The organism is Escherichia sp. WS547 (assembly GCF_046486065.1).
Classification (GTDB): domain Bacteria; phylum Pseudomonadota; class Gammaproteobacteria; order Enterobacterales; family Enterobacteriaceae; genus Escherichia; species Escherichia coli.
Genome location: NZ_JBJQMA010000017.1, coordinates 26,347 through 43,460 on the forward strand (window position 1 = coordinate 26,347; position 17,114 = coordinate 43,460).

Annotated in this window: 18 protein-coding genes; 3 read left to right on the forward strand and 15 right to left on the reverse strand. The window is 52.1% G+C overall.

Annotated elements, in window-relative coordinates; genetic code table 11:
• Positions 1-32 precede the first annotated feature (32 nt).
• From nirC to ACJHWK_RS15640, 3 genes are all read left to right on the forward strand, one after another.
• A complete protein-coding gene (gene nirC, locus ACJHWK_RS15630; protein WP_000493563.1) occupies positions 33-839 on the forward strand; it encodes a nitrite transporter NirC in 807 nt (268 codons plus the stop codon).
• 18 nt (positions 840-857) lie between these two features.
• The gene (gene cysG / locus ACJHWK_RS15635) at positions 858-2,231 is read left to right on the forward strand and encodes a siroheme synthase CysG (RefSeq protein ID WP_000349855.1); all 1,374 of its coding nucleotides are present in this window, start codon (positions 858-860) and stop codon (positions 2,229-2,231) included.
• Positions 2,232-2,477: 246 nt separating this feature from the next.
• On the forward strand, positions 2,478-2,645 hold the full coding sequence (locus tag ACJHWK_RS15640; RefSeq protein WP_001031834.1) for a YhfL family protein: 168 nt from the start codon (positions 2,478-2,480) through the stop codon (positions 2,643-2,645).
• Positions 2,646-2,751: 106 nt separating this feature from the next.
• Here ACJHWK_RS15640 and ACJHWK_RS15645 read toward each other — a convergent pair whose 3' ends face one another.
• The 15 genes from ACJHWK_RS15645 to aroK form a co-directional block, all read right to left on the reverse strand.
• On the reverse strand, positions 2,752-3,837 hold the full coding sequence (locus ACJHWK_RS15645) for an aminotransferase class I/II-fold pyridoxal phosphate-dependent enzyme (protein WP_001521453.1): 1,086 nt from the start codon (positions 3,835-3,837) through the stop codon (positions 2,752-2,754).
• Positions 3,838-3,848: 11 nt separating this feature from the next.
• Positions 3,849-5,153, reverse strand: coding sequence for a YhfT family protein (locus ACJHWK_RS15650; RefSeq protein ID WP_000366861.1), 1,305 nt, complete (start codon positions 5,151-5,153; stop codon positions 3,849-3,851).
• Positions 5,154-5,164: 11 nt separating this feature from the next.
• Entirely contained in the window at positions 5,165-5,518 is a 354-nt protein-coding gene (locus ACJHWK_RS15655; protein WP_000719728.1) for a DUF2620 domain-containing protein, read from the reverse strand.
• Positions 5,519-5,528: 10 nt separating this feature from the next.
• Positions 5,529-6,407, reverse strand: a complete 879-nt coding sequence (locus tag ACJHWK_RS15660; RefSeq protein WP_001521454.1) for a phosphotriesterase-related protein — start codon at positions 6,405-6,407, stop codon at positions 5,529-5,531.
• Entirely contained in the window at positions 6,404-7,630 is a 1,227-nt protein-coding gene (locus tag ACJHWK_RS15665) for a phosphopentomutase (RefSeq protein WP_001521456.1), read from the reverse strand. Before ACJHWK_RS15665 ends, ACJHWK_RS15660 begins: the two co-directional genes overlap by 4 nt.
• On the reverse strand, positions 7,631-8,794 hold the full coding sequence (locus tag ACJHWK_RS15670) for a YhfX family PLP-dependent enzyme (protein ID WP_001521457.1): 1,164 nt from the start codon (positions 8,792-8,794) through the stop codon (positions 7,631-7,633).
• 83 nt (positions 8,795-8,877) lie between these two features.
• Positions 8,878-9,240: a hypothetical protein gene (locus ACJHWK_RS15675; protein WP_001469389.1), complete on the reverse strand. Its 363-nt coding sequence runs from the start codon at positions 9,238-9,240 to the stop codon at positions 8,878-8,880.
• A gap of 16 nt (positions 9,241-9,256) precedes the next feature.
• Entirely contained in the window at positions 9,257-10,162 is a 906-nt protein-coding gene (yhfZ, locus tag ACJHWK_RS15680; RefSeq protein WP_001521458.1) for a GntR family transcriptional regulator YhfZ, read from the reverse strand.
• A gap of 159 nt (positions 10,163-10,321) precedes the next feature.
• The gene (trpS, locus tag ACJHWK_RS15685) at positions 10,322-11,326 is read right to left on the reverse strand and encodes a tryptophan--tRNA ligase (protein ID WP_000165552.1); all 1,005 of its coding nucleotides are present in this window, start codon (positions 11,324-11,326) and stop codon (positions 10,322-10,324) included.
• The gene (gene gph, locus ACJHWK_RS15690; RefSeq protein ID WP_001521459.1) at positions 11,319-12,077 is read right to left on the reverse strand and encodes a phosphoglycolate phosphatase; all 759 of its coding nucleotides are present in this window, start codon (positions 12,075-12,077) and stop codon (positions 11,319-11,321) included. The genes trpS and gph overlap by 8 nt, the downstream gene beginning before the upstream one ends.
• The gene (gene rpe / locus ACJHWK_RS15695; protein WP_000816280.1) at positions 12,070-12,747 is read right to left on the reverse strand and encodes a ribulose-phosphate 3-epimerase; all 678 of its coding nucleotides are present in this window, start codon (positions 12,745-12,747) and stop codon (positions 12,070-12,072) included. The genes gph and rpe overlap by 8 nt, the downstream gene beginning before the upstream one ends.
• 17 nt (positions 12,748-12,764) lie before the next feature.
• On the reverse strand, positions 12,765-13,601 hold the full coding sequence (dam, locus tag ACJHWK_RS15700) for an adenine-specific DNA-methyltransferase (RefSeq protein ID WP_000742141.1): 837 nt from the start codon (positions 13,599-13,601) through the stop codon (positions 12,765-12,767).
• A gap of 106 nt (positions 13,602-13,707) precedes the next feature.
• The gene (damX, locus tag ACJHWK_RS15705) at positions 13,708-14,994 is read right to left on the reverse strand and encodes a cell division protein DamX (protein WP_000343222.1); all 1,287 of its coding nucleotides are present in this window, start codon (positions 14,992-14,994) and stop codon (positions 13,708-13,710) included.
• Between the two features lie 91 nt (positions 14,995-15,085).
• Positions 15,086-16,174, reverse strand: coding sequence for a 3-dehydroquinate synthase (aroB, locus tag ACJHWK_RS15710; protein WP_020232886.1), 1,089 nt, complete (start codon positions 16,172-16,174; stop codon positions 15,086-15,088).
• Positions 16,175-16,230: 56 nt separating this feature from the next.
• The gene (aroK, locus tag ACJHWK_RS15715) at positions 16,231-16,752 is read right to left on the reverse strand and encodes a shikimate kinase AroK (protein ID WP_000818618.1); all 522 of its coding nucleotides are present in this window, start codon (positions 16,750-16,752) and stop codon (positions 16,231-16,233) included.
• Between the last annotated feature and the right edge of the window lie 362 nt (positions 16,753-17,114).

A 17,114-nucleotide genomic window follows, 5' to 3' on the forward strand; every position in this document is an offset into this window, starting at 1 on the left:
TTTTTTGTTTTTATTTTTTAAAGGATAATCAAATGTTTACAGACACTATTAATAAGTGTGCGGCTAACGCTGCGCGCATTGCACGCCTGTCGGCAAATAACCCGCTCGGCTTCTGGGTCAGCTCCGCCATGGCGGGCGCGTATGTGGGTCTTGGGATCATCCTGATCTTCACGCTCGGTAATTTGCTCGACCCGTCCGTACGTCCTCTGGTGATGGGCGCGACCTTTGGTATCGCCTTAACGTTGGTCATTATTGCTGGTTCTGAGCTGTTCACCGGACACACCATGTTCCTCACCTTTGGAGTGAAAGCGGGCACTATCAGCCACGGGCAAATGTGGGCAATCCTGCCGCAAACCTGGCTGGGTAACCTGGTCGGTTCCGTCTTCGTTGCCATGCTCTATAGCTGGGGTGGCGGTAGCCTGCTGCCGGTAGATACCAGCATCGTTCACTCCGTCGCGCTGGCTAAAACCACTGCACCGGCAATGGTACTGTTCTTCAAAGGTGCATTGTGTAACTGGCTGGTTTGCCTGGCTATCTGGATGGCGCTGCGCACTGAAGGGGCGGCGAAATTTATCGCTATCTGGTGGTGTCTGCTGGCATTTATCGCGTCCGGCTACGAGCACTCCATCGCTAACATGACGCTGTTCGCCCTCTCCTGGTTTGGCAACCACAGCGAAGCCTACACGCTGGCGGGTATTGGTCATAACCTGCTGTGGGTGACGCTGGGTAATACTTTATCAGGTGCCGTATTCATGGGATTGGGTTATTGGTATGCTACGCCGAAAGCGAATCGTCCGGTTGCGGACAAATTTAATCAAACTGAAACAGCTGCCGGTTAATTACTAAGGGGTTTTTACGTGGATCATTTGCCTATATTTTGCCAATTACGCGATCGCGACTGTCTGATTGTCGGCGGTGGTGATGTCGCGGAACGCAAAGCAAGGTTGCTGTTAGACGCAGGCGCTCGCTTAACGGTGAATGCATTAGCGTTTATTCCACAGTTCACCGCATGGGCAGATGCAGGCATGTTAACCCTCGTCGAAGGGCCATTTGATGAAAGCCTTCTCGACACCTGCTGGCTGGCGATTGCAGCGACGGATGATGACGCGCTTAACCAGCGCGTCAGTGAAGCCGCTGAAGCTCGTCGCATCTTCTGTAACGTGGTCGATGCGCCGAAAGCCGCCAGCTTTATTATGCCGTCGATTATTGACCGCTCACCGCTCATGGTCGCGGTCTCCTCTGGCGGCACCTCTCCGGTTCTGGCACGCCTGTTGCGCGAAAAACTCGAATCACTGCTGCCGTTGCATCTGGGCCAGGTGGCGAAATACGCCGGGCAATTACGCGGGCGAGTGAAACAACAGTTCGCCACAATGGGTGAACGTCGCCGTTTCTGGGAAAAACTGTTCGTTAATGACCGCCTGGCGCAGTCGCTGGCAAACAACGATCAGAAAGCCATTACTGAAACCACCGAACAGTTAATCAACGAACCGCTCGACCATCGCGGTGAAGTGGTGCTGGTTGGTGCAGGTCCGGGCGATGCCGGGCTGCTGACACTGAAAGGTCTGCAACAAATTCAGCAGGCAGATGTGGTGGTCTACGACCGTCTGGTTTCTGACGATATTATGAATCTGGTACGCCGCGATGCTGATCGCGTTTTCGTCGGCAAACGCGCGGGATACCACTGCGTACCGCAGGAAGAGATAAACCAGATCCTGCTACGGGAAGCGCAAAAAGGCAAACGCGTGGTGCGGCTGAAAGGCGGCGATCCGTTTATTTTTGGCCGTGGTGGCGAAGAGCTGGAAACACTGTGCAACGCGGGTATTCCGTTCTCGGTGGTTCCGGGTATTACCGCAGCTTCTGGTTGCTCTGCCTATTCGGGTATTCCGCTCACGCATCGCGATTATGCCCAGAGCGTACGCTTAATTACCGGACACTTAAAAACCGGTGGCGAACTGGACTGGGAAAACCTGGCGGCAGAAAAACAAACGCTGGTGTTCTATATGGGGCTGAATCAGGCTGCGACTATTCAGCAAAAGCTGATTGAACACGGTATGCCTGGCGAAATGCCGGTGGCAATTGTCGAAAACGGAACAGCAGTCACGCAGCGCGTGATTGACGGTACGCTCACACAGCTGGGCGAACTGGCGCAGCAAATGAACAGTCCATCGCTAATTATTATTGGTCGGGTTGTTGGCCTGCGCGATAAACTGAACTGGTTCTCCAACCATTAATGTAACCCGGGCCAGAGAATTCTGGCCTTCTTAATGACTCTTTTTATATATTCAGCAAATAAAACATAACCCCTTAATAAATATTATCTGCTAATGGGTTATATTCACCGTTACAGCGACTTACAAAATTAAGCCATTCACTCACTGACGCTAATTAAATATTCCTGTATCGTTCTTAATGAGCAGTCTGCTTATATTCATATAATCAATGAATATTAATTAATATATAATACATAGGGAATGTAAATGAACAAATTTATTAAAGTTGCACTGGTAGGCGCAGTACTGGCTACGTTAACTGCATGTACTGGTCATATTGAAAACCGTGATAAGAACTGCTCTTACGACTACCTGCTGCACCCGGCAATTTCTATTTCTAAAATCATTGGCGGTTGCGGTCCTACTGCACAGTAAGTCTCTGACAGAAATCGGCTAACACCGGTTTAATTGCCTGACGCCCTCGGGGTTACCCGAGGGCGTATTTATTTCTGCATTCTTTTCGAAAACATCATGCACAAGATTAAATACTGGCAATACTCTCACGCAAAATCCGCAGCACCGTCTCTTCACCGCTGCGATTTGGGTTAATGCGAATCGCGCAATGTTCGAGTTGCGGATTCGCCTGGCGAAACGTTCCGGAAAGACGGTAAAAGAGCGGCGGGATTTCATATTTCGACTCTGCACCGACCGGGTAAGGCAAGGCACCGAGCTTTTGCGCCTCTTCCAGTACTCTGGCGGCAATCGGCTGATGAAACTCCACAATCAACACCTTCGACTGCGCATTGGCAATGACGGCGCTTTTCACTTCCGGAACTGCACCACCGTTGAGCAAGGCCAGCAACCGTTCAGATACCCCCGCCTGCACCGCGTGCATCACTGGCGCAAACACCAGCCCACGCAAGACTTCCAGCGCCTGAGCGCCCTGAATCTGGCTGCCGCCGGAATAGAGCGTGGCGCGAATCCGACTAATAACATCGGCATCACCTACCACCGCGCCAACACCCTCCGGCCCAAACAGCTTGAAGCAGGAAAAAGTCGAGACATTTGCTCCGCATTCGCAGCCAATTCGCGCCACTTTCATCACCGCATAGTTGTCATCGGTTAATGCAGGAACGCCAGCCGAGCGCAACGTTGCCAGCACATCTGCCAGAATGTACCCGTCCTGCGGCTGCTGGCGCGTATGCTGCACCAGCGCGGCATCTGGTTGTTGCTCGTCGACAACCTGCTTCAGTGCCAACAGGTCATTGAAATCAGCAGTGATAAGCGTCAGCCCCATCTGCGCAATAATGACCTGAGTCGTCGGGTAAACAGGCGCGTCATGCACCAGAAGACGCTGCCCCGGTTTGAGCAAAGCCGCCAACGCCGCACGAATCGCTCCAGTACCCGCACCCTGTACCAGCGCCGCAGCCTGTGCGTGAAATGCATCAGCCAGCACCTGTTCCACTCGCTGGGTAATGCGCGGTTGATTCAGCCCCGGCGTTAAGCCCAAATCCCCGCGGGTAAGAAACTCGCTGCCGGGAAAATGGCGGCAAATCGTGTCCACCAGCGCAAACTGCTTTTGCTGCGCCTCAATAAGCGTCAGGCTTTGCAAAGGATACGTCTTCATAGGTGCCTTCCTTAAGCCGGAACGAACAGGCCAAACCAGTAAAGAACATTCAGCAGAATACCGGTGATCATTACTGCCACGACCGGTGCCGCCATTTTCTGTACCGGACGGCCCAGGGATTCGTTGAGGAAGTAAATGGCAACTGCGATAGAAAATCCGGTATAACCCGCCATTTTAATTGCTGCGAAAATCGAACCGACCAGCAACGCCACTTCCATCAGCATATTCATGGCGTTACGGATGTTATCTGACGCATTACGCACCGACGGATAGCGCCCCAGCCATTTGCCGATCGAACGAAGCAGCAGGACTTCCGCCGAAATAACCACTGCGCCTAATACCGCTGCAACCATCGGATTCGGCGAGAGATAGCCCACCGCATAAACAAAGGTAAAGCCCGCAACTGCATACACACCAGTGGCTAACGCGGTGGTGGCAATCAACGGTACAAAACCCAGCCCGCGCATAAATTCCGCCAGAGCGGCCTGGTTAATCAGCGTTTGTGATTGTTCCGGCGTTACGCCTGCGGAATATGCTTTCTCCAGTGTGAAGATCGACACTTCACTGCCAGCAAAAATCTTCATGCTGGCAACGGCGGCAATCAGCGCCCCGACAATAGCGATATACGGTAAGTTTTTGATAATCCGCGACGTGCGTTCTTCAAACACCGAAAGCCCGCTGGCATCAATATCATTTTCATCACGATGACGCAGGTCGTGAGTTATCGCGATCCCCAGCAGCATCACCATGCCAATAAAGATTTCGATGGATTCCGGATTGAGATGCGGGAAATAGCGCACTACCACCACACGGGTCATCAGTACCACCACGGCGGCGATCAGACTTTGCTTCCAGCCAAACTGGTAGAAAATCGCCACCAACGGGAACAGTGCAAAAGCTGAAACCACCGGCGAGCTTAATTCCCCCAGGCTACCTAATACATCCACCGGTAGCGCGGTCAGCAGCTGGTTTACCGGTAACAGGCAAGTAAGGATCAACACGCCCCAGATAGCGCCAAGACCAAACGCCATCAGGCTGTTTATCGCCAGTACGCCGAGGATATCGGTAGGAAGAAAGAGTAACCATGCGTTGAGCAGTCCGGTTTTCAGGGTAAAAGAGATCCCCACCGAAGCCACAAAACCAATGCTCAGACCAAAAGCGATACTCCCCGCCTCGCGACGGTTCATATAGCCTTCAATCAGTTGCGGCAGGATCGGGCGGATACCGTCATGAAAAACGGCCGCCGAGCGATGCGCCAGAAGCGATGTCATACCCGTCAGGCACGCCACCACGATAATCTGAATATACAGATCCATAGTCGTGCCTTTTATTTCAGATGGTTAATCAGCATCGGAATCGCGTGTTCGACGTGCTCAACGGAAAGCCCAAACGCCACTTTCCCTTCGGCGATCATTTTGGCGATATGTTCGTCTTTCGCTTTAATGCCTGGTTTGGCAATGGTGCAACTTTTGTTATAGCCAATCACCGCGATGGCAATCGACAATGCCGCGCCCGCACCGGTATTACACGCGCCGATGTAGTAATCCAGTTGCCCGGATTTGACTTTCATTGCCGCTTCCATGTCGTTGTGAATGAAAACTTCAAAACAGCCAGGAGCCGTCGCTTCAATGGTTTTTTTAATCTGCTCACGCTGTAAGCCTGCAACACCAATCTTTTTCATGAGTCTGTCCTTATTGGAAAAATTGAGAGGGAGTTTCACGTAACATCACATCCACATCGGCCTGACTGAATCCTGACTGGCGCAATTGCGGAATAAAGGTGGTCAATAAATAGTCATAGCCATAACCACCGTTGGCTTTTAAATGGGAGCGGCGCGTAATATCCATCGACAGCATGACGCGGTTCAGCAAACCACGGTCACGTAGCGCGTGGAGCATCGCAATGCGCCTTTCGTCCGGGTAGTAACTGTTCTTGCCGATGGTGTCGAACTGCACATACGCGCCGAGATCGATCATCTTCAAAATGTTGTCGAGGTTGTCTTTCAGATCGCAGTGACCAACGGTGACGCGCGAAAGATCAACTCCGTGGGCTTGCAACAGAGCCAGTTGTTCCAGCCCCATCGTGCTGAACGACGTATGCGTGGAGATCGGGCGTCCGGTCTGGTTATGTGCCAGCGCGGCGGCAATAAACACCTTCTCTTCCAGCGGCGTAATCTTCCCTTCGCTGGAGCCGATCTCCGCGATAATCCCGGCTTTCAGCTCCGTGCCATCGATACCCTGCTCAATTTCATTGACCATCTCTTGCGCCAGTTCCTGCACACTGCGGGTCGCCACATGTTGCGGGAAAAACGCGTCCTGGTAATAACCGGTGCAGGCCACCACGTTGATCCCCGTCTCGTGCATTACATCGAGCATAAATTGCGCATTGCGCCCCATATAACGGTTGGTCATCTCAATCACATTACGCACGCCCTGGGCCATCAGGTCGTTCATCTCCTGGCAAATGAACCCATACTGATCAAGGCGGCAGTCCACGTTGTTTTTAAAGCCGGAGAGATCAATATGCAGATGCTCATGGGCGAGGGTGTAGCCCGTCGGATCAAAACTCATAGGGTGTCTCCTGCAAACCGGAGGGAGGAAAGAAAAGAGCGACCATTTTGTGGCGGTGGCGCACGGAAAAATTCACACACGGTAGCCCCCACATCAGAAAGCGTGGTGCGCACACCAAGCTGCGTAGCGACCAGCCCTTGCTGATAAACCAGCACTGGCACCACTTCACGGGTATGGTGGCTGTGACCAATGGTCGGATCGTTACCGTGATCCGCCATCACGACCAGGCAATCATCTGGCTGCATCGCCTCAATAAGCCGGGCAAGGTTACGGTCAACGACCTGCAAACGTTCGGCATAACGTGCGACGTCTTCCGCGTGACCAGCGAGGTCGGTTTCCTGGATATTGGTGCAAATAAACGCCGTCGGATGCGTGTTAAATTCGTCGAGGGTGATATCCATAATCCGCTGGCTATCCACCAGGTTTTGCCAGCTCACGCCATAAGGATTACTGGCAATATCCGCCACTTTCCCCACCAGCACGGTTGGTACGCCCACTTCATACAGTTTTTGTGGCACCTGCACTTTATCATCGACACCGTAGCCCATATGCACGACCTGGAAGCCGTTGTCATAAGCGCCTGAACGCGGCGCATTGATACCAATAAAGCGCCCTTCTTTACTTTCTGCGGCATCGAGAATGCGTTGACTGTCAGTTAACAGGCCGCCAAATGTAATGACCCGACCGACCTGTACCTGGTCACGCACGATACGACCAATTTTGATTGCGTCGTCAAAAGAGATCACAGAGAGATTGGCGGTAATGTTATAGACCTGGCCTAAATCCGCCTCGAGATTATCGCCAATCGCAACCGCCTGATTGACCCACAGAAATTGCAGATCATCGCCACGGCGCTCCACCTGCCAACCGGCGGATACTAATACCTGCTCAACACGGTCAATCACATCGCGAAAGGGCATCCGCAGCGGCGGTAACGGGCGCGTGCCTAAAATTTCCTGATGCCCCATAAAGGTATCGCCACCTTCATGTTGCAGCTCTGCCACGCCCCAGGTTGCGGAGTCTGACGGCTGCATATCTCCAGGCGCATAACCTAATGCGTTGATTAGCCCCATTTTCTCCAGCATTGGTAGCTGCAAATGCGGCAGCTGGCTCAGGATGTGACCACAGGTATTTGCCCCGGCATCCTGCGGACGCACCAACGTGACATCTTTCATTGCCCCTACGCCAAAGCTATCAATCACTAACACCACAAATCGCGCCATTTACGCCCCCATAGAGTTTCCAAGACTGTCATAACGACCGACGATTTCTGGTTCGCCACGGTGAATACCGGACAGCAACACCACATCGCTACGGGTGACAAAAATCTGCGTGCGAAAACAGAGCACTACTGCACTGCTTACCGGAAACTCGCCTGCCAGCGGCAGGGTGTAGTCGATACTGCTGTCATCCACAGTTTTGAGATTGGTTTCAGTAATCTTTTGATTTTCTGGCGTAAACACCAGCGCATGTTGCGCGTGACCACGACGGTAATAACCGCCGCCGTAGCAGTAGCTGTCGCCACGGAAATGATGGGAGATTTCACTTAACCAGAGCATCGCGATACGTTCAGGCTGGTCGCCCTGCTGGTTTGCCGGAATCGTCCCCGTCAGCGCATGACCGGGTTCGGCATGAGTCACACCGTATTCCGCCAGCAATGGCAGCGAAGTGCAGCTGGTCGCAGAAGGTGCGTTCAGTTGCTCAATCGCAATACCAGATTTCGCTAGTTGATCCCGTGCCTGTATCAGCGTGTGAAGATTCGGTGTCGGCAAAACTTTCCCGGCAGCCTCATCCCAAAGCAGGCAAGGGAAATGGGTTAGTCCAGCTAAATGCAACCCCGGCAGTTTCTTAATTTCAGCAACCACCTCGTGCAGCGAATGCTGTACAAAACCGCTCTCCTGCCCCGGATAAAGAAAATCATCGTCGCTATAAACTTTGAGCAGCACAGACTGCACACGTCCGGCCTTCACCGCTGCCGCAGAAACTTCCCGCGCTTTGTCGAGAGTAAACACGGTGATGACGTCGGTGCCCTGTGCAACGGCGTCAGCAACCTGATGACAAGGGATTTGTACCAAATGCCCCTGATGCGCCACCGGCAAACCGGCGCGGCGCATGACTCGCGCCTCTTTGTAATCCACCGCCACAATACCGCTGTAGCCCAGCGCCAGCAGTTTTTCCGCCAGCCAAGGATTGCGACCGAACTGCTTGGTCATCAGATACAGTTCAATGCCGTAAAGCCGCGCCGTCTCAATCAGCCGCTTACCGTTTTCCAGTATCTGATCCACGTCGATCACCCAGCTGTCCGGGGCGATCTTGCCCTTTTGCCACAAGCTTAGTGCGGCGGAAATTAGCGCCGGGTTCTGGCGTTTCAATGCTTCTACAAACATCTTGTTGCCTCGTTTCTGTTCCTTGAATTAAATATTCATTTTTTTGAATATTTAGGTTGTGCGACGTGGATTTGTCGGGAGCTTCAAACCTCTTCGTTAGCAGCCATCCATAATCCATAAAGGTTGGCCAGCAAATAGCCTTCTTCACACGGGTTAACTTCCAGTGTAAATTCCTTCAACAACACCTGATGCAATTGCACAACGGCTTGCCAGTGGCTGGATTGCGCCAGTTCTGCCAGCAATTCGGCGTCCAGCGGCTCTATTTCTTCACCACGGCGACTGCGCATCAGTGCGCTCGCCATATGTGTCATCGCCATCATTCCTTGCTCGCTGCGCACCGGTAGATGACACTCTGTTTCCAGTACGTTGACGACCTGCATCATGCCTTTGCAGATGTCCTTATCAATAACGCCTGCATCGCAAAGCAGGTTGAGTCTGGTTTCCATTTCAGATGCCTTTCGTTTAATAACTGGGTTCCTGTTCCCCACTGACCACTCGTTGTTGATGGGCAAGCAGGGCCTGTTTATCAACAACTGCACGCAGCAATTGTTGCATTGGGTAATCATCGACTCGCGTCAAAACCACGGCTTCGGTGGCCTGTAAAAATCGCGAATCGTCTGTGAGCGGCGTCGCTTCTAATCCCAGCATGGTCAGTTCGTTTTCCGCCACCACGTTCCAGATCACCGCATCGACATCGCCTTTAACAATGCGTTGTAAACTCTCGTGATAAGAGAGATCGACACGTTCCACATCACTATCGCCAAAAAAGACATCGGTCATGATTTTCTGATCCGCCGAACGGTTATCCAGCCCCACGCGCTTCACGTTTGCGGACTCGCCTTTACGGCAAATCAACTGGTGCTCGCCAACGTAGGTGTGCGGCCCCAACTCCAGCGCGAGGCATAAGCCTTTTTGCGTGAGATAACTTTCCGCCGCCAGTCGGGAAACAACCGCCATGTCATACACGCCGTTAAGTAAACACTCCACGCGAATATCCGCGCCGCGCATATGCGCATAGTAAAAAGGAATACCATCAAACTGAGCTTTCAATCCGCTCGCCAGGCCTTCGTACAAACGGGTATAGGGCAAGGGCATCGCACATACCACGTTGTTGATATCCACATGAGTCAGCAATGCTTTGTTATCCATCTCGACCAGATAACTGCCATTGCGCCCACGGCGTTCAATCCGTATCGCTCCGCTTGATTCCAGCGTTTTCAATGCGGCCTGCGTCAGGCCAACGGATGAACGGCATTCAGTTGCCAGCTCATCTATGGTTTTCAGTCGATTACCGCACTTTTCACCCAACAAATAACGGGCCAGTGTCGTGATAACGACACCTTCTTTTTTGATAAACGTTCGACGCATAGTAAATTTTCAATAAAGTGAATATTTATATCTTCATAAAAATGAAGATAAGTGGCAACTGCGAGATGTGGAAACGGCGAGGCGCTTCACATTTTTTCGGATTATTGCAAATGAGGATAAAAAAACCGGGTTTCCCCGGTTTTTGGCATTAATGTTAAATTACGGCTTCGCCACAAAACCAATCGCTTCGTACACCGCTTTTAGCGTACGGGAAGCGTGCGCGCTGGCTTTTTCCGCGCCATCTTTCATCACCTGTTGCAGGAAGGCTTCATCGTTGCGGAAACGGTGATAACGTTCCTGCAATTCAGTCAGCATACCGGAAACGGCATCAGCCACTTCGCCTTTCAGATGACCATACATCTTGCCTTCGAACTGTTTTTCCAGTTCCGGGATGCTCTGGCCCGTTACCGCAGAAAGGATATCCAGCAGGTTGGAAACGCCCGCTTTGTTCTGCACATCGTAGCGAACTACCGGCGGCTCGTCGGAGTCGGTGACCGCGCGTTTGATTTTCTTCACTACCGATTTCGGATCTTCCAGCAGGCCGATAACGTTATTGCGGTTATCGTCAGACTTGGACATCTTTTTGGTCGGCTCCAGCAGCGACATTACGCGCGCGCCAGATTTCGGAATAAACGGCTCCGGCACTTTAAAGATCTCGCCATACAGCGCGTTGAAACGCTGGGCGATATCGCGGCTCAGTTCCAGGTGCTGTTTCTGGTCTTCACCCACCGGTACCAGATTAGTTTGATACAGCAGGATGTCCGCAGCCATCAGCACCGGATAGTCAAACAGACCAGCATTGATGTTCTCGGCATAACGCGCAGATTTATCTTTAAACTGCGTCATGCGGCTCAGTTCGCCGAAGTAGGTATAGCAGTTCAGTGCCCAGCCTAACTGCGCATGTTCCGGCACGTGGGACTGAACAAAAATGGTGCTTTTCTCAGGATCGATACCACAAGCCAGATACAAGGCCAGCGTATCCAGCGTCGCTTTACGCAGCTTCTGTGCATCCTGGCGCACGGTGATCGCGTGTTGGTCAACGATACAGTAAATGCAATGGTAGTCATCCTGCATGTTTACCCACTGACGCAGCGCACCCATGTAGTTACCAATGGTCAATTCACCTGAGGGCTGTGCGCCACTAAAAACGATGGGCTTAGTCATTTTTCGATTCCTGATTTTCGCTATGCGGAAGCCCTAATGCGGGCAGAAGGTTATTTATAGACTGATAAATTACATCAGGCTGGCTGAGATCGATAGCCTCGCCGTAGTTATATCCGTAGGTTAAGCCAACTGATGGGCAACCTGCCGCTTTTGCTGCCTGAATATCATTGCGTGAGTCGCCAACAAACAGCATCTGTTGTGGAGCAATTCCCATCCGCTCAGCCACCAGTAACAGCGGGTCCGGATGCGGTTTTTTGTTTTGCACATCATCACCACCAATCACCACGCTGAAGTATTTGGCGATATCTAAGGCTTCGAGCAGCGGCGCGACGAACGGCGTCGGTTTGTTGGTGACCAGGCCTAGCGGCAGGCCTTTAGCCTGCAATGCGCCCAGCGTATCGGCAACGTGCGGGAACAAAAACGTCCCCTCTTCGGCAACCTCGCCATAGTAGCGATCAAACAGTTTACGCAGAATACGTACCTGTTCTTCTGCCGGAATGTCGTCATCAACGGGCGGTTTACCCATTGTTTTACGCAGAGTCGCACGTTCCTGACGCGCCCAGGTCAATGCGCGCTCCATCAGAATATCTGCGCCGTTACCAATCCAGGTAATAACGCGTTCTTCACCTGCGACAGGCAACTCCAGCGCATACAGCGCCATATCTACTGCGGTAGCCAAGCCAGGAGCACTGTCCACCAGCGTACCGTCGAGATCAAAAGCGACGCCGCGAATATCTTCAAACTTACTCATGACTTACCTTTGCCAGTTCACTGCGCATTTCATCAATGACTTTTTTGTAGTCTGGCTGGTCGAAGATTGCCGAACCGGCAACGAACATATCCGCGCCCGCCGCAGCGATTTCGCCAATGTTGTTCACCTTCACGCCACCGTCCACTTCCAGTCGAATGTCAAAGCCAGACTCGTCGATACGACGACGTACTTCGCGCAGTTTATCCAGTGTTTGCGGAATGAAAGACTGACCGCCGAAACCTGGGTTGACGGACATCAGCAGGATCACATCCAGCTTATCCATCACGTAATCCAGATAGCTCAGAGGTGTCGCCGGGTTAAATACCAGACCCGCTTTACAGCCATTTTCTTTAATCAGTTGCAGCGTGCGATCAACATGCTCGGAGGCTTCTGGATGAAAGGTAATGATGCTGGCACCAGCGGCAGCGAAATCAGGCACAATGCGATCGACGGGTTTCACCATCAGATGTACGTCGATAGGGGCGGTAATGCCGTAGTTACGCAAGGATTTCAGCACCATTGGCCCAATCGTCAGATTGGGAACATAGTGGTTATCCATGACGTCAAAATGCACGACATCAGCGCCAGCTGCCAGGGCTTTTGCGGTATCTTCACCCAGGCGGGCAAAATCAGCCGACAGAATTGAGGGGGCAATCAAATACTGTTTCATCCGCTTCTCCTTGAGAATTATTTTTTCGCGGGTGAAACGACTCCTGGTTTGTACAAAGCCAGCAGTTCGTCCACCTTTTTACGTGTGCCGCCGTTGCTGCTTATACTGCGTCGAACTTTGACGACATGCAATTTTGCGCGCTGATACCACTCACGCGTTAACATCGTATCGTGATTGGAGATCAGCACTGGAATATGGCGATCAACCAGACCTTCAGCGATCTCCGCCAGATGCGCTTGTTGTTCAAGCGTAAAACTGTTTGTGTGATACGCCGTAAAGTTGGCGGTCGCAGACAGCGGCGCATAAGGCGGATCGCAATAGACGACGGATGCATCATCTGCGCGCGCCATGCTATCGGCGTAAGACTCACAATAGAAAAAGGCATTCTGCGCTTTTTCAGCGAAGTGATACAACTCTGCTTCCGGGAAATAGGGTTTTTTGTAGCGGCCAAACGGCACATTAAACTCACCGCGCAGATTGTAACGACACAGGCCGTTGTAACCGTAGCGGTTCAAATATAAAAACAGTACCGCCCGACGGAACGGATCCTGGCTTTTGTTGAACTCTTCGCGGAACTGATAGTAAACCTCGGCGCAATTTGTTTCGGGAACAAACAGCTCGCGTGCGGCCTGTACGTACTCATCAGTACGCATCTTCACAATGTTATAGAGACTGATCAGGTCGCTATTGATATCGGCAAGGATATAACGAGAAAAGTCGGTGTTGAGAAACACCGACCCGGCACCTACAAAAGGCTCAACCAGACATTCGCCCTTGGGCAAATGCCGTTTAATATCATCAAGCAGGGGATACTTGCCCCCTGCCCACTTCAAAAAAGCGCGATTTTTCTTCATGCTGACTAACTAATTACACCTTCTCCGGCTGTGGAGAAAGCTCCGACAGCATCCAGCGCTTCAGGCAACTCCCGCGATGATAAACCATTGCGGGAGATAACCTTGATTACTTCAGATCGGCCTGTACCTGACGCAGCGGTTTCGCCCACGGGTTTTTGGCCTGGACATCTGCTGGCAATGTAGATACCGCTTTTTTCGCCTCTTCTTTCGAAGCGTACACGCCAGAAACCAGGACATACCACGGCTGACCATTACGCGTCGTTTCATAGACAACGTAGTTTTTCAGATTCTCTTTCTTCGCCCAACCGTTCAGGTTGTCGTAGTTAGAGGAACTGCTCAGCTGCAGAGTGTAATGGCTGGACGGTGCCGATTTCAACGAACCAACATTACCTGCGGTCTTCCCTCCAGCGGCTGGTGTTGCCGTGGTTTGCGCCGGGGATGCCGTCTGTACTGGAGCCGTAGTTGCGGTCTCTTTTGGTGCTGGCGTAGAGGTCGCAGCCGGTGCCTTCGTGCTTGCCACAGGAGCAGCTGGTTCAGTACGCTTCGGCGTCTGTGCTACCGGCTTCGGCTCCGTTTTCACGGTTGCTTGCGGTTTTTTCGGTTCAATCACCGCCTGCTGGCGAGCTGGACGCGTAGTGGCCGGACGTTCAGCGGTTTGCGTTTTCGCCGTGTCACGCGATGCATTGCCATTGCGAACAGGCGCGACCGTCGCGGGTTCAGTCGGCAACGTGGAATTGACCGCCACATTATTCAACTGTTGCTGATTTTGTGGCTGGGTCAGCGCATTGTTCAGGTCACCCTGCACTTCAACACGTTGTTGACCATCCGTTGCCGCCGGGGTTTGCCCTTGAGTCGGCGTAGAAGAGATCGGCGGCAGAGAAACATCCTGCTGAGTATTTTCCGCAGACGTGGTTCCCGGCGCTGGCTGCACGCCATTCGCCTGATCGGTCGCATTGCCAGCAAGATCAATACTCTTCTCGCCAGACGCGGTTTGATCGCTGGAAGAGGTCGAGGGGGCTTTTAGCGCAGAACCGATACCAATGATCAACAGCAGGAGAACCAGAATGCCGACGCCCATCATCATATACTGACGAGAAGCGGGTTTACTGGCTGCTTTTTTGCGCTTACGCGGACGACGCTCTACGCGCTCTTCATCCACGGTTTCATCTTCGGATTCGTCAATTTCTTCTTCGAGTTCCGGTTCCTCATTGCGCTCTTTTTGCGCACGAGTCGGACGGCGATCGTCAGTGTCATCAAGTTCAATATCATCAAAATTGATCTGCGGTTCGCCACGTTCAGTACGCTCAGAACGTTCAGAAGATTGACGAGAACGACCAGTACGACGATCGCTGGGATCGGGTTTCAGCTCGTCTTCTGGTTTGAATTCATCCATTTAACACCCCACTAAAAGGTTAATGCTTACCACGTTGCAATTAACCTGAAGCTAATAGACCGCTTGATAAGCGGCCTGACCTTTCTTGTTGTTACGCTGATTGACAATCGGCAATGGCGTTAAGAACAAGCTCGTGCGAAACGCCGCTGCGAACTTCACTCTTACCAATTGCCAACGGAAGAATTAAGCGCATCTCTCCCGCAAGGACTTTCTTGTCACGCAGCATATGCGGTAAATACGCCTGCGCAGACATTTCGCGCGGCCCATTGACCGGTAACCCAGCCCGCGTGAGCAGGGTTATAATACGCTGCGTTTCGGCAGAACTAAACTGCCCTAGACGTTCCGACGTCCGCGCCGCCATCACCATACCCGCAGCAACCGCTTCACCGTGTAACCAATTGCCATACCCCATTTCAGCTTCAATGGCATGACCAAAGGTGTGTCCCAGATTCAGTAAAGCACGTAACCCGGTTTCGCGCTCGTCGGCGGCGACAACTTCTGCCTTCAGTTCACAACAACGGCGAATACAGTACGCCATTGCCGGACCGTCCAGACGCAACAACGCATCCAGATTTTCTTCCAGCCAGTTAAAAAACGCACCGTCAAGAATAATGCCGTATTTGATGACTTCTGCCAGCCCCGACGCTAACTCACGCGGGGGAAGCGTTTTCAGACAGTCGAGATCCACCACCACTGAAGCAGGCTGGTAGAACGCGCCAATCATGTTTTTACCGAGGGGATGGTTGACCGCAGTTTTGCCGCCAACGGAGGAATCGACCTGCGACAGCAACGTCGTCGGGACTTGAATGAAACGTACACCGCGCTGATAACTCGCCGCCGCAAAGCCGGTCAGATCGCCCACTACGCCGCCGCCAAGCGCCACCAGCGTAGTATCGCGACCATGCGGCTTTTGTAACAACGCCGTAAAGACGGTATCGAGTACAGCCAGGCTTTTATACTGCTCGCCGTCAGGGAGGATAACGCTATCGACGTTAACACCCGCCTGTTCAAGTACGCCGCGGACCTTATCGAGATACAGAGGAACCAGGGTTTCGTTGGTAACCAACATGACCTGCTCGCCCGATTTCAGCGGTAAGAATGAAGCTGGTTCATTAAACAAACCAGATGCGATGGTAATTGGGTAACTACGTTCCCCGAGAGTAACGACAATCCTCTCCATAACGCGACATCCACCTTAATTACTGTACCCGCAGACGAGTGTATATAAAGCCAGAATTAGTTGCTTTCCAGCATGTGAATAATCTGGTTTGCGACCACTTTAGCGCTTTGATCATCAGTACGAATGGTCACGTCGGCAATCTCTTCATACAGCGGATTGCGTTCATTGGCCAACGCTTCCAGAACTTCACGCGGCGGTGTTTCAACGTGCAGCAACGGGCGTTTTTTATCACGCTGCGTGCGTGCAAGTTGCTTTTCGATGGTCGTTTCAAGATAAACGACAACGCCACGTGCGGAAAGACGGTTACGCGTTTCGCGGGATTTCACAGAGCCGCCGCCAGTAGCCAGCACAATACCCTGTTTCTCGGTCAACTCATTGATGACCTTTTCTTCGCGATCGCGGAAGCCTTCTTCGCCTTCTAAATCGAAAACCCAGCCCACATCAGCTCCGGTTCGTTTCTCAATCTCTTGATCGGAATCGTAAAATTCCATATTGAGTTGTTGAGCTAACTGGCGCCCAATAGTGCTTTTTCCGGCACCCATAGGCCCAACCAGAAAGATATTGCGTTTCTCTGCCATTTTTTCGGTACTACTAAGACTATTCGTTAATGATAAACCCGCTTCGCTCAGAGAGCGCCGCAGGACATGAACTGAAACCTCATAAGATATTGCGAGAGTCAGACTGAAAATTATCTCAATACTCCAGCGGGTTTGGCAACTGAATAAATCACCCATCCCTCTGCATATCTGGTCGCTGCAAGCGCGCTGCCTTGCTACCACCGCTCTGGCGATAAATCACCGGGTAAGATTAGCGTAAAAAAGACAGCAAAATGCCGCCTGAATGATAAATCATCATCATGGAACGCAGGCAGCGAAGAGCACCAACTCTCAAATCGGTACTCCTTGTATGCTAAATACCTGCGCGCGTCAAATAGATGAAA

Excerpts from the sequence above, each read along its gene's own strand:
- ACJHWK_RS15655 (WP_000719728.1), bottom strand. The coding sequence starts at position 5,518 with ATGAAAAAGATTGGTGTTGCAGGCTTACAGCGTGAGCAGATTAAAAAA.
- aroB (WP_020232886.1), bottom strand. The coding sequence starts at position 16,174 with ATGGAGAGGATTGTCGTTACTCTCGGGGAACGTAGTTACCCAATTACC.
- rpe (WP_000816280.1), bottom strand. The coding sequence starts at position 12,747 with ATGAAACAGTATTTGATTGCCCCCTCAATTCTGTCGGCTGATTTTGCC.
- ACJHWK_RS15665 (WP_001521456.1), bottom strand. The coding sequence starts at position 7,630 with ATGGCGCGATTTGTGGTGTTAGTGATTGATAGCTTTGGCGTAGGGGCA.
- ACJHWK_RS15640 (WP_001031834.1), top strand. The coding sequence starts at position 2,478 with ATGAACAAATTTATTAAAGTTGCACTGGTAGGCGCAGTACTGGCTACG.
- damX (WP_000343222.1), bottom strand. The coding sequence starts at position 14,994 with ATGGATGAATTCAAACCAGAAGACGAGCTGAAACCCGATCCCAGCGAT.
- nirC (WP_000493563.1), top strand. The coding sequence starts at position 33 with ATGTTTACAGACACTATTAATAAGTGTGCGGCTAACGCTGCGCGCATT.
- ACJHWK_RS15670 (WP_001521457.1), bottom strand. The coding sequence starts at position 8,794 with ATGTTTGTAGAAGCATTGAAACGCCAGAACCCGGCGCTAATTTCCGCC.
- aroK (WP_000818618.1), bottom strand. The coding sequence starts at position 16,752 with ATGGCAGAGAAACGCAATATCTTTCTGGTTGGGCCTATGGGTGCCGGA.
- trpS (WP_000165552.1), bottom strand. The coding sequence starts at position 11,326 with ATGACTAAGCCCATCGTTTTTAGTGGCGCACAGCCCTCAGGTGAATTG.
- ACJHWK_RS15645 (WP_001521453.1), bottom strand. The coding sequence starts at position 3,837 with ATGAAGACGTATCCTTTGCAAAGCCTGACGCTTATTGAGGCGCAGCAA.
- gph (WP_001521459.1), bottom strand. The coding sequence starts at position 12,077 with ATGAGTAAGTTTGAAGATATTCGCGGCGTCGCTTTTGATCTCGACGGT.
- dam (WP_000742141.1), bottom strand. The coding sequence starts at position 13,601 with ATGAAGAAAAATCGCGCTTTTTTGAAGTGGGCAGGGGGCAAGTATCCC.
- ACJHWK_RS15675 (WP_001469389.1), bottom strand. The coding sequence starts at position 9,240 with ATGGAAACCAGACTCAACCTGCTTTGCGATGCAGGCGTTATTGATAAG.
- ACJHWK_RS15650 (WP_000366861.1), bottom strand. The coding sequence starts at position 5,153 with ATGGATCTGTATATTCAGATTATCGTGGTGGCGTGCCTGACGGGTATG.
- ACJHWK_RS15660 (WP_001521454.1), bottom strand. The coding sequence starts at position 6,407 with ATGAGTTTTGATCCGACGGGCTACACCCTCGCCCATGAGCATCTGCAT.
- yhfZ (WP_001521458.1), bottom strand. The coding sequence starts at position 10,162 with ATGCGTCGAACGTTTATCAAAAAAGAAGGTGTCGTTATCACGACACTG.